Annotated in this window: 14 protein-coding genes; 13 read left to right on the top strand and 1 reads right to left on the bottom strand. The window is 34.9% G+C overall.

The window, feature by feature from the left end; translation table 11 throughout:
- Nucleotides 1–35 precede the first annotated feature (35 nt).
- The 13 genes from GZ212_RS04845 to GZ212_RS04785 all read left to right on the top strand — a co-directional run bounded on the left by GZ212_RS04845 (nucleotide 36) and on the right by GZ212_RS04785 (nucleotide 11,283).
- A complete protein-coding gene (locus tag GZ212_RS04845) occupies nucleotides 36–902 on the top strand; it encodes an acyl-CoA thioesterase II (protein WP_166957773.1) in 867 nt (288 codons plus the stop codon).
- On the top strand, nucleotides 902–2,113 hold the full coding sequence (locus GZ212_RS04840) for an NAD(P)/FAD-dependent oxidoreductase (protein WP_166957771.1): 1,212 nt from the start codon (nucleotides 902–904) through the stop codon (nucleotides 2,111–2,113). Before GZ212_RS04845 ends, GZ212_RS04840 begins: the two co-directional genes overlap by 1 nt.
- A complete protein-coding gene (locus GZ212_RS04835; protein ID WP_166957769.1) occupies nucleotides 2,110–2,643 on the top strand; it encodes a DUF1697 domain-containing protein in 534 nt (177 codons plus the stop codon). The genes GZ212_RS04840 and GZ212_RS04835 overlap by 4 nt, the downstream gene beginning before the upstream one ends.
- A 6-nt stretch (nucleotides 2,644–2,649) precedes the next feature.
- Nucleotides 2,650–3,735, top strand: coding sequence for a diphosphomevalonate/mevalonate 3,5-bisphosphate decarboxylase family protein (locus GZ212_RS04830; protein WP_166957767.1), 1,086 nt, complete (start codon nucleotides 2,650–2,652; stop codon nucleotides 3,733–3,735).
- 35 nt (nucleotides 3,736–3,770) lie between these two features.
- Complete coding sequence (locus tag GZ212_RS04825; protein ID WP_166957765.1) at nucleotides 3,771–4,700, top strand: mevalonate kinase; 930 nt, start codon at nucleotides 3,771–3,773, stop codon at nucleotides 4,698–4,700.
- A 146-nt stretch (nucleotides 4,701–4,846) separates the two neighbouring features.
- Complete coding sequence (locus GZ212_RS04820) at nucleotides 4,847–5,758, top strand: geranylgeranylglycerol-phosphate geranylgeranyltransferase (RefSeq protein WP_166957763.1); 912 nt, start codon at nucleotides 4,847–4,849, stop codon at nucleotides 5,756–5,758.
- Nucleotides 5,759–5,801: 43 nt separating this feature from the next.
- Nucleotides 5,802–6,680 (top strand): pseudouridine synthase, encoded by an 879-nt coding sequence (locus tag GZ212_RS04815; RefSeq protein WP_166957761.1) that lies wholly within the window; start codon nucleotides 5,802–5,804, stop codon nucleotides 6,678–6,680.
- 327 nt (nucleotides 6,681–7,007) lie between these two features.
- The gene (locus GZ212_RS04810; protein ID WP_166957759.1) at nucleotides 7,008–8,408 is read left to right on the top strand and encodes an arginine decarboxylase; all 1,401 of its coding nucleotides are present in this window, start codon (nucleotides 7,008–7,010) and stop codon (nucleotides 8,406–8,408) included.
- A gap of 113 nt (nucleotides 8,409–8,521) precedes the next feature.
- The gene (locus GZ212_RS04805) at nucleotides 8,522–9,496 is read left to right on the top strand and encodes a deoxyhypusine synthase family protein (protein ID WP_053971257.1); all 975 of its coding nucleotides are present in this window, start codon (nucleotides 8,522–8,524) and stop codon (nucleotides 9,494–9,496) included.
- Nucleotides 9,497–9,508: 12 nt separating this feature from the next.
- Nucleotides 9,509–9,817, top strand: coding sequence for a hypothetical protein (locus GZ212_RS04800; protein ID WP_166957757.1), 309 nt, complete (start codon nucleotides 9,509–9,511; stop codon nucleotides 9,815–9,817).
- A gap of 25 nt (nucleotides 9,818–9,842) precedes the next feature.
- Complete coding sequence (locus GZ212_RS04795) at nucleotides 9,843–10,073, top strand: hypothetical protein (RefSeq protein ID WP_053971259.1); 231 nt, start codon at nucleotides 9,843–9,845, stop codon at nucleotides 10,071–10,073.
- An 11-nt stretch (nucleotides 10,074–10,084) separates the two neighbouring features.
- Complete coding sequence (locus GZ212_RS04790) at nucleotides 10,085–10,498, top strand: VOC family protein (RefSeq protein WP_166957755.1); 414 nt, start codon at nucleotides 10,085–10,087, stop codon at nucleotides 10,496–10,498.
- A complete protein-coding gene (locus GZ212_RS04785) occupies nucleotides 10,498–11,283 on the top strand; it encodes an RMD1 family protein (protein WP_166957753.1) in 786 nt (261 codons plus the stop codon). The genes GZ212_RS04790 and GZ212_RS04785 overlap by 1 nt, the downstream gene beginning before the upstream one ends.
- Here the strand turns inward: GZ212_RS04785 and GZ212_RS04780 are convergent.
- The gene (locus GZ212_RS04780) at nucleotides 11,280–11,975 is read right to left on the bottom strand and encodes an alpha/beta hydrolase (RefSeq protein WP_370520444.1); all 696 of its coding nucleotides are present in this window, start codon (nucleotides 11,973–11,975) and stop codon (nucleotides 11,280–11,282) included. The two genes, GZ212_RS04785 and GZ212_RS04780, sit on opposite strands and share 4 nt — an antisense overlap.
- Nucleotides 11,976–12,077: the final 102 nt, after the last annotated feature.

The following is a 12,077-nucleotide window of genomic DNA, read 5'->3' as shown; positions in this document are numbered from 1 at the left end:
TGGGATTGATTTAATGTTCATCTTAAAAGTAAAACATGAATACTGTTGATAATTTAATTGATTTATTATCCCTGGAAGAAACTTCGAAAAATGTGTTTCAGGGGGTTAGTAAAACAGTAGGTAGTCCCAATGTATTTGGCGGTCAAGTTCTGGCACAGGCCTTGAATGCTGCTGCCAGAACTATTAATAATGGGAGAGTGCTTCATTCTATGCATGCCTATTTTTTAGAGGCAGGTCATTTAGAAGTTCCTATAAACTATAATGTGGCAGACGTAAGAGACGGCGGGAGTTTTTCGGTGAGAAGAGTGACGGCCGAACAGGAAGGTAGAACCATTTTTATTCTGTCATCGTCATTTCATAAAAGGGAAGAAGGTCATGAGCACCAAATCGAAATGCCTCCAAATATTAAGAAACCAGAAGAACTTTTGAGTTGGACTGAAATGCTGGAGCAGTTTGGAGATGCCATACCTTCTAGAACTAAGACCTTCTTGGAAATAGATAGACCTATAGAATTTAAGCCTGTCGAGGTTGTGAATCCATTCAATAAAGAAGATTTACCTCCCAAAACCAATGTGTGGTTCAAAATTAAAGGAGACATTAAACCTATGGATTTGGCTGTTAAACAACAAATCCTTACTTATATTTCTGATTATAACATATTGGCGGCTGCCATGAATAGACACGCTAGTAAGGCTCATTGGGGAAATACTCAAACTGCAAGCTTGGATCACTCGATGTGGTATTTTAGGGATTTTGATTTTGATGACTGGATGTTGTATGCCATAGAGTCCCCTAATACTTCAAATGCCAGAGGATTTGCCAAAGGAAATATTTTTACTAGGGAAGGAAAACTGGTTGCTTCGGTAGCTCAAGAAGGTCTCATGCGACCTATAAAAAAGTAATGAAGTATTTTGATGTCATTGTAGTTGGAGGCGGTGCGGCAGGTTTTTTTGCTGCTATTAATTTAGCGGAGTTGAATCCGAAACTTTCCGTAGCCATTTTAGAAAAAAATAAAGAAGGCCTTCAAAAGGTTAAAATTTCTGGAGGGGGACGATGCAACGTCACCCATGCTGAATTTATCCCTTCAGAGTTGGTGACGCATTATCCAAGAGGGGAGAAGGAATTATTAGGGCCGTTTCATTGTTTTATGACCGGGGATACGATTGAATGGTTTGAAAAAAGAGGTGTAACCCTTAAAATTGAAGAGGATGGCAGAATGTTTCCAGAATCAGATTCTTCCCAAACCATTATAGATTGTTTTCTTTCGCAGTCCAAAAAAATGGGTGTCGAAATTTTTTACAAGCAATCATTAGTGAAGGTTGAAAAGGAACAGGACCTTTTTACACTTGCGACCCAAGATTCCCATTTTACTTGTGAAAAACTTCTAGTTGCTACAGGGAGTAGTGTTAAAACCTGGAAGTTACTTGAAACATTGGGCCATACAATCGTCCCGCCTGTTCCATCTCTTTTTACATTTAATATCAAAGATGCTCGCATCAATTCCATTCCTGGGGTTGTGGCTTCTAACGTTGAGGTACACGTTTTGGATTCCAACTTGTTTTCCGAGGGGCCCTTATTGGTTACCCATTGGGGTTTGAGTGCTCCTGCAGTTCTTAAGCTTTCTGCCTTTGGAGCTTTGGAATTGGCTAACAGAGATTACAAATTCGATATTGAAATCAACTTTATAAGGCAGTCTTTGGAAGAAACTATTGACGATTTAAAAGAGTTCAAGTTTCAATTAGCTAAAAAAATAGTCCATAAACAATCCTTATTTGATTTGCCTAAAAGACTGTGGAAACAATTGGTATTAGCAGCAGGAATAAATGAGAATGAAAAGTGGGCAGATCTTACCAAAGTTCAAATGGAGAACTTGAGTGAGCAATTAACGCGAGCTCAATTTCAGGTTGATGGCAAAAGCACATTCAAAGAAGAGTTTGTAACAGCAGGAGGGGTAGATTTAAAAGAAATCAATTTTAAAACTTTTGAAAGTAAGATTGTAGAGAATCTCTATTTGGCCGGCGAAGTAATTAATGTGGATGCTATCACAGGAGGGTTTAATTTTCAGAATGCTTGGACAGGAGGTTTTTTGGCAGCTAAAGCCATGTCACAATGAAACAGTATATTGTCTTACTTCGCGGAATTAATGTGGGCGGACAAAAGAAAGTCCCTATGGCCGATTTGCGAAAGATGCTAACCGAAGCTGATTTTGAAGAGGTTCGCACTTACATCCAAAGTGGGAATGTCATTTTGAAAACAAATTTAAACGATTCAAAAAGCGTATCGGCTAAAGTCGCTCACGTCATAAAAAACCATTTCGGATTTGAGGTTGAGGTTCTGAGTAAAACTAGAGAAGAGTTGGAGGAAATTTTTAATAATTGTCCGTTTCCTCAAGAACAAAAGGAAAAGAGTTACTTCATGATGTTGTTTGAAGCACCCAATAAAGAATTAGTGCTCGATGTTTCAAAGATTTCATTTCCAAATGAAGCCTTTATAATAAAATCTGAATGCATTTACTTGTTCTCGGGAATTGGTTACGGGAAATCCAAGCTTAACAACAATTTTTTTGAGCGTAAATTAAAGATTTCTACTACTGCTAGAAACTACAATACCATGCAAAAGTTGTTATCTTTGTCAGCAGATTAAAAGAACATGACCGAACAAGAATTCATTCCAGCTTCTTATTTCAAAACAATTGAGAAGGGAGTTGTAACTTGGGAATCGCCCAGTAATATTGCCTTAGTGAAATATTGGGGTAAAAAGCCCAATCAGATTCCTGAAAACCCTTCCATAAGCTTTACACTGAATCATTGTAAAACAATCACCGAATTGACTTATGAGAAAAGGGATAGTGATGGAAGTTTTTCATTTGAGGTTTTATTGGATGGTTTTCAAAAGGATAGTTTCAAGCCCAAAATTGAAGTGTTTTTTGATAGGGTAGAATCATATTTGCCTTTTTTGAAAGATTACCATTTTCAAATCGAAACTAAAAACACCTTTCCTCATAGTTCGGGAATAGCTTCCTCGGCATCAGGTATGAGTGCCTTGGCTTTGTGTTTAATGAGTTTAGAAAAACAACTTCTAGGGGATTCTATGGATGATGCGTATTTTAATAAAAAGGCCTCGTTTTTAGCAAGATTGGGTTCGGGGTCGGCTTGCAGAAGTATTGAAGGTGATTTAGTGGTTTGGGGTGAAACGCCATCAATCGAGGGGAGTTCTGATTTATTTGGAATAAGATACCCTTATGAAGTGCATGCCGTTTTTAAAGAATATCAAGATACTATTTTGTTGATAGATAAAGGGGAAAAGCAGGTAAGTAGTACAGTAGGTCACAATTTAATGTATGGACACCCATATGCTTTAAATAGATTTTCTCAAGCCCATGACCATATGAAATCTTTAAAAACGATTTTGAAGGCTGGAGATTTAGATAGTTTTATTTCACTGGTAGAAAGTGAGGCCTTGACCCTGCATGCTATGATGATGACCAGTATGCCTTATTTTATATTGATGAAACCAAAAACCTTGGAGGTTATCAATAAGATTTGGGAGTTCAGAAAAAATACCGGATTGCCTATCAGTTTTACATTGGACGCTGGTGCTAACGTGCATGTATTGTATCCTAAAAGTGAGTCAGTTGAAATTTTAAAATTTATTGAAAACGAGTTAGTTGCATATTGTCAAAACGAACAATATATTTGCGACCAAATAGGATTTGGTGCAAACCAAATTAAATAATTATACGTATCTTTATCTAGTAACGCGCTTTTTACATGAAAGGACCTTTATTTTACTCTAAAATACTACTCTTTGGTGAATATGGAATTATTAAAGATTCCAAAGGGTTATCTATCCCCTACAATTTTTATAACGGGGCGTTAAAAGTGACACAAACTCCTTCAGAAGAATCGATAAAATCCAATCAAAGTTTAAAACGTTTTGCTGATTATTTGCAGAATGTCAATCCAGAATTGGTGACTTTTGATATTGAAGCTTTAAAGAAGGATGTGGAAGCGGGAATGTATTTTGATTCTTCCATTCCTCAAGGTTACGGAGTAGGAAGTAGTGGAGCACTTGTAGCCGCTATTTATGACCAATATGCCAAGGATAAAATCACGGTATTAGAAAATTTAACCAGAGATAAATTATTACTATTAAAGACCATTTTTTCTGAAATGGAATCTTTTTTTCACGGAAAATCTTCTGGTTTAGATCCGTTAAATAGTTATTTAAGTATTCCTATTTTAATCAATTCAAAAGATAATATTGAAGCTACAGGTATTCCTAGCCAAAAAGCAGATGGTAAAGGAGCTGTGTTCTTAATTGATAGTGGTGTTGTTGGAGAAACAGCCCCAATGGTAGGCATTTTTATGGAAAACATGAAGCAGGAAGGTTTTCGCAAAATGTTAAAAGACCAGTTTATTAAGCATACAGATGCTTGTGTAGAAGATTTTTTGAATGGAGATGTCAAGTCGCTTTTTAAGAATACCAAGCAACTATCTAAAGTCGTTTTAAGTCATTTTAAACCAATGATTCCAAAGCAATTTCATGATCTGTGGAAGAAAGGATTGGAAACAAACGACTATTATTTGAAACTCTGTGGTTCTGGTGGTGGAGGCTATATTTTGGGATTTGCCGAGGATTTTGAAAAAGCGAAATTAGCTTTGAAAGATTATAGATTGGAAGTCGTTTACAACTTTTAATTCTCAGTCACTTTATGGACACATTCATTCATAAATTTTCATTCGGGTTATTCATTTGGCAGGCACTGTTGTTTTTGTTTCTAGCCTTGATGGTTTTTTTATGTTTTAAATTATTTAAACGGATACTCAAAAAAGCATAAGCAATTATGCTTTCTCGCCGACAAAAACATATACTTCTTAAGTTTTTCAGTATGTTCTCCGTAATAAGGGGGTATAATATATTGGCCATTGTTGTGGCTCAATATTTAGCTTCCGTATATATTATGGCGCATGACAAACCCGTGAAAGATGTAGTTTTTGATTGGAATTTATTGATGTTGGTCCTCGCTTCGGCATCAGCCATTGCGGGGGGGTACATAATTAATAATTTTTATGACTCTGAAAAAGATCTAATTAATCGACCTCAAAAATCCATGTTGGATCGGTTGGTAAGCCAGAATACCAAATTGTCATTCTATTTTGTGCTTAATTTTTTAACGGTTATATTAGCGAGTGCCGTATCCTTTAGAGCGGTGGTCTTTTTTTCGGCTTATATTTTTGGAATCTGGTTTTATTCCCATAAGCTTAAAAAAATCCCTTTTGTAGGGAATCTGGTTTCTGCAACCTTGACAATCACCCCATTTTTTGTTGTATTTATTTATTACAAGAATTTTGAACACGTCATTTTTGTCCATGCTATGTTTCTGTTTTTGGTGATTTCCATGAGGGAATTAGTCAAGGATTTGGAAAACCTTAAAGGTGATATAGCCCAAAACTATCGAACCATTCCTGTAGTGTTTGGAGAAAAAACGTCCAAAATTATGCTGGCTATATTGGCAGCCTTAACGTTGATTCCCGCCATGTTGTTGATTTTTAAATATCATGTAGGACGAATGAACTATTATTTTTACTTAAGTATTTTACTTTTGGTAATATTTCAATTATTGGTTTGGATGTCAAAACGTAAGCTGCATTATTTGGTACTTCATAATATCTTGAAATTTATTATTCTGGCGGGAGTTGCTAGTATTCCTTTGATAGATGTGTCTATCTTGTTAAATAAAATCCCAAGCATTTGATTAAGCGGGTAATTATCCTATATCTTTGCATAAAATTTTAACCATGAGCAGAAAGCAAGGAACAAGCGGAAAAGGAAAACCATCAGGTAGAGGTCAAAGACATGGCGGTGGGAATAATAGGTCAGGTAGGGGTGGTAGTGCTTCAGGAGGAAAGAGTTTTGCTCGCGGGAATGCCCCTATAAAAAAACAAAACAACTCCAAACCTTCTGGGAACCCAGATGAAGTAAGGTTGAATAAATATATTTCAAATTCAGGAATCTGTTCAAGAAGGGAAGCAGATGAACATATAGCTCTTGGGTTGGTTACGGTAAATGGCAAGGTGATTACCGAAATGGGGTATAAGGTGAAGTTGGAAGACGAAGTGAAATATGATGGAGCCCGTATTTATCCGGAGAAAAAAGCCTATGTTCTTTTGAACAAACCAAAAGGATTTGCTACAACTACAAGTGACCAAAAAGATAAAACTGTAATGGACCTGGTTGCCAATGCTACCAATGCTAAAATTAAGCCTATAGGAAGGTTGGGTAGAAATTCTACTGGTCTGCTTTTGTTTACAAATGATGATTCCATTACCAAAAAATTCACTAGTTCCAAGACAGGTGTTCCAAGATTATTTCAAATAGAACTTGATAAAAATTTGAAGTATGAAGACTTCAAAAAAATTGAAGAAGGTTTAACTATTGATGGAAAGGATGTCACTGTTGAGGAAATTAGTTTTATTGACGGTCAGGCTCACAATCAAATTGGATTAAAAATTAAGAATATTGGAAACTCCATTATCAGGAATATTTTTGATCATTTGGGTTACAACATTATCAAAGTAGATTGTGTAGCTATTGCACACCTAACTAAAAAAGATATTCCTAGAGGATATTGGAAACATTTGACTGAGCAGGAAGTCAACTTGTTGAAAATGTTGTAGTTAATAGTTTTTATTTTTTTTTAAAAAATCCTTTTAAATTTAATTTTTTATAGTTCATTTGCAGAAGTTTTTTAGCTGAACAATTTGAAATCTGTTTGTACGTTCGGGCTTTTGAAAAATAGGGAGTCATATTCAAAAGTAACCCAAAGATTGGGAAACCGAATTTTAAAGCTAACTTCCGTAAAAATGAACCTTTCTAGTCGAAACCTCTTTGGGTTTGTTGCAACGACTATTGTACCTCTTTTGGTTTAATATTCTTTATTTATTGTTAATTTCATGGTGAGTTAATATATAATTCACAATTTTAAATTTTTCAAAAAATAAGTAATGAATACCAAATACGTAGATTTAATAGATCAGACTTTTTATTTCCCCCAAGAAGAATTTACCTTAGATGGTAATTACTTGAGATTCCATGATATTGATTTGAAAAAATTGGTTGAGGAATATGGGGCTCCTTTAAAATTCACCTATTTGCCTCAGATATCGAATAATATCAATAGAGCCAAAGGGTGGTTTGCCAAATCCATTAAAAAACATAATTATAAAGGGAAGTATAATTATTGCTATTGTACTAAGAGTTCCCATTTTAAGTATGTTTTGGATGAAGCTCTAAAAAATGATATCCATATTGAAACATCTTCGGCCTTTGATATTGATATCGTAGAGAATTTGAAACGAGAAGGGAAAATCACAGATAAAACCTTTGTGATTTGCAATGGCTTTAAACGGGCTCAATATGTTAGCAATATTGCTAGATTGATTAACGAAGGCCACAAGAATTGCGTCCCCATTATAGATAACTATGAAGAGATTGACTTGCTTTCAGATGAAATCAATGGCAAGTTTAAGGTAGGAATAAGAATAGCTTCTGAAGAAGAGCCTAAATTTGAATTTTATACCTCAAGATTAGGAATCGGATATAAGAACATTGTTCCATTTTATAAGAATCAAATCCAAGAGAATAAGAAAGTCGAACTGAAAATGCTCCACTTTTTTATTAATACAGGAATTCGTGACAATGCTTACTATTGGAACGAGCTTAACAAATGTTTACGAGTTTATGTCAACCTGAAAAAAATCTGCCCGACGTTGGATAGCTTGAACATAGGTGGTGGATTCCCAATTAAAAACTCTTTGGCGTTTGATTTTGATTACGCCTATATGGTTGATGAAATTATCAACCAAATCAAGATAGCTTGTGATGAAGCAGAGGTAGATGTTCCTAATATATTTACAGAATTTGGAAGCTTCACTGTAGGTGAAAGTGGAGGTGCTATTTATGAGGTGCTATATCAAAAACAACAAAATGATCGAGAGAAATGGAATATGATCAATTCTTCTTTCATTACAACTTTGCCAGACACATGGGCGATTAATAAGAGGTTTGTCATGTTGCCCATAAATAGGTGGAACGAAAGCTATGAAAGGGTTTTATTGGGAGGGTTGACCTGTGATAGTGATGACTATTATAACAGTGAACAACATGTAAATGCCATTTATTTGCCTAAGTATAACAAGGATAAACCTTTATATATAGGCTTTTTCAATACAGGAGCTTATCAGGAAACCATTGGAGGTTTTGGAGGTTTACAGCACTGTCTAATACCATCTCCAAAGCATCTTTTAATAGATAAGGACGAGGATGGTAATATTACGACCCAATTGTTTAGTGAACAGCAAAAAAGTGAAGACCTATTGAAAATATTGGGTTATGATGGGAAATAATTTGCTTCAATTTGGAAGCTTTTAGCCAAAAGCTTTTGCAGATTAATAAGTTTCGTTTTAAATTTCATGAAACGTTAAGTTAAGATTATACTAATTAAGTAAAATATAAGAAAATGAATAATAAAGGTGCTATTTCAAATTTTATAGAAAAATATTATTTGCACTTTAATGCGGCCGCTTTGGTTGATGCAGCCAAAGCTTATGAGGATCAATTAAACAACGGTGCTAAAATGCTTGTTTCATTGGCAGGAGCTATGAGTACCGCAGAGTTAGGTAAAATATTTGCTGAGATGATTCGTCAAGATAAAGTACAAATCATTTCATGTACAGGTGCCAATCTTGAAGAAGATATTATGAATTTGGTGGCTCACTCTCATTATGAAAGAGTGCCAAATTACCGTGATTTAACACCAAAGGAAGAATGGGATTTATTGGAGAAGGGACTGAATCGAGTTACTGATACTTGTATCCCAGAAGAAGAGGCTTTTAGGAGACTTCAAAAACACATTCATAAAATCTGGAAAGATGCAGAGGATAATGGGGAGCGCTATTTTCCTCATGAATTTATGTATAAAATGTTGTTGTCTGGTGTCTTAGAAGAATATTATGAAATAGATTTAAAAGACTCTTGGATGTATGCCGCAGCCGAGAAAAATTTACCAATTGTTGTTCCAGGATGGGAAGACAGTACCATGGGGAATATCTTTGCGAGCTATGTTCTTAAAGGAGAATTAAAGGCTAGTACCATGAAATCAGGAATAGAATACATGGCTTTCTTGGCAGATTGGTACACTGATAATTCTGAGAATGGAATTGGATTTTTCCAAATAGGAGGTGGAATTGCAGGTGATTTCCCAATTTGTGTAGTCCCTATGCTTTATCAGGATATGGAAAGAACAGATACACCATTTTGGAGTTATTTCTGTCAAATAAGTGATTCAACAACGAGTTATGGTTCTTATTCTGGAGCTGTTCCAAATGAAAAAATCACTTGGGGTAAATTAGATATTGATACACCAAAATTTATTATAGAAAGTGATGCAACCATAGTTGCTCCGTTGATCTTTGCCTATTTATTAGACATGTAACCAAATAAAAAAATGATTAGAAAAATTGTTGATTACCAAAAATTAAACGGTGAAATTTTGGACCTTTTAGTTGAAAAATTTCCTGATGGTTATGATGATGATGATATCATATCATTCAGAAATGCCAAAAATGAAATTGTAGAGGCCGTGGAAGTAAGAACTGATGATACCATTTATTTAGTAAAAGTGGGCGTGCGTTTGGTTCAAGCCATGGAAAACTATTCTGAAGATGACGACGATGATAACGACGATTCTGCAGAAGAAAAGGACTCTCTTGACATCGAGATGGAAGATGCCGAGATGGAAGAAGACGAAGATTAGTACAATTAATTTTCTTATTTTTTAAATGAAAACAGCTGTTTTTAAATCCTACAAAAAAGGATATTATACTTTTACATTTGAAAGTGGTGAAGACATGGTGTTTGAAGAAATTCATCCGCGTGTTCTGAAACAATTTGACCTTAAAAATGACAAAAGTTTGATTGATAAAGAGTTTAAATTAACTTTTGTTGAAATTTTTGAGGATGATGACCAAGATTTCGTAATTTACAGAGTGGAAAGTCTTAAGCCACTTTAAAATTTCATATTATGGAGACGTCATTTCACATGTCGTTGCCTTGTTTGAGTGTAAGGGAAACAAAAAGCTTTTATACCAATAACATAGGTGCAACCTTAGGTAGAGAGACCCAAACATGGGTGGATGTCAATTTGTTTGGACATCAACTTACCTTTATTAAAGCAGGCAAGTTTGATTTTAATAATCCAAATTATGTGTTTGAAGGTAAAATTTTGCCTTCTTTCCATTTTGGGATTATTGTAGATCAAAATGTTTGGAATGATATATATGGAAAACTTAAAAATTTGAAACTTCAACTTGTGACCCAAGCCACTTTTTTGGAAGATCAAGCTGGTGAGCATAATTCCTTTTTTATAAAGGACCCTAATGGTTATATGCTAGAATTTAAAACTTTTAAAAACGAGGGAGAAACCTTTAAGAATTAATGTATCAAGTTGTTGCCTATCATGTGGCAAGTACCATCAATATAAAAACATGTAGACAAGAGCTGCAGCACGAACTGCAGCTCTTGTTTCATGACAGTGACGAACTTTTCTATAAAACTTCAGAAGATAAGTTTGTGTATATTTTCCATTACGGAATTGTTAGTTTTTTTAATCTCCAAACAGCAGAAATAGATGATGTTTTGGAGAAAATAAAGCCTTTTTGTAAAAACTATGATTCCAAAGTGCTTTCAGAAGATATGAAAGTGGAGATTCAACCAAATGCCTTAAGTGCCGAATTTGAAAAGGCTGTTCTTCCACGGTTGGATAAAGAGATGATTCGCCTAGTGATGCTTAATACGTCACAATCTGTTGCATTAGACAAGTTTTCTGAGATAACAGAAGATCTTTTGGTGGAAACAAATAGTCATACACTTTTTCTAGAGCAAAAAGGGAAATTGGACATTTCGGGAGCCAAATTGAAACGCTTTATTGCCAAGGTTCTAAACATTAAAAATAAGATATCAGAACACTTATATATTTTTGATTCTCCTGATAGTACTTGGGGAAATGAGGAATTGGACACCTTAAACACACAATTAAAAAAGTCGTTTGATCTCCATGACCGATACCAACTTATTCACGATAGAATAGAGATCATTAAGGAAAATTTAGATCTTTTTAAGGATATTATGTATCACAGTGAGAGTAGCAAGCTGGAATGGATAATCATCATCCTTATATTGGTTGAAGTGATTGATCTATTTATTGGTAAAATCTTTTTTTAAAGAATTCTCTTAAGGGCGTCGTAATAGGCTTTAGTAATGTGTAAGCCATTGTGCCCCCCATCTGTTATCATATTCAATTCTATATTTTGGGGGTTAAGATCCTTTAGTTTTTTGGCATTTAGGTCAGGGTTAACCAAAAAATCTCTTGTTCCACTAAATATCTTAACAGGACACGTAACTGCCTGGATATATTGGAAAGTGGGAATATCATAGCGAACCAAAAATTCAGGAACGGGTGGAGCTATTTGTTCCGAAACCAATATTTTCCATGAATAGTAAGGCGCATTCAAAATGAGCATTTTGGGATTGTTTCTAGAAGCCGCGTAAGTAGCTAACCCACTTCCTAAAGAATACCCAAGAACTATAATATCCTTTTCAGCATAAGATTTTTTAGTGTAGTCATAAACCTTGAGAGCGTCATTCAATAATTGATCGGTATTTTCATAAGCACCATCGCTTTTACCATATCCACGGTAGTCAAAAAAGAGGATGTCATAACCGTTGTCTAGGTATAATGGCGCTCGTTTCCCCCAATCATGAATGGCCCCGGCATTACCATGATAGTATAGTATGATACCTTTTGAGGGTTCTTTAGTTTTAAAAAGAAGGGCATTCAAATCAACGTTTTCTGCAACGGGAATATTGATTTCTTCAAAAGGTTGTTCAAATTGATAGGTGTAATCTTTCTTCAAAATTTTAGGGTTGAAGAAAAATTTCTCTTGTTTAAAATAGAGGAAGATGAAAAACAGGAGATGTAAAACTGCAATAACAATTAAAACTCTTACCGTTCTTCT

The sequence above is a fragment of the Mangrovimonas sp. CR14 genome, from assembly GCF_011764015.1.
In the GTDB taxonomy this organism is placed as follows: domain Bacteria; phylum Bacteroidota; class Bacteroidia; order Flavobacteriales; family Flavobacteriaceae; genus Mangrovimonas; species Mangrovimonas futianensis.
The sequence above is the reverse complement of the archived record's forward strand: the minus strand, read 5'-3'. Positions and strand labels throughout refer to the sequence as shown.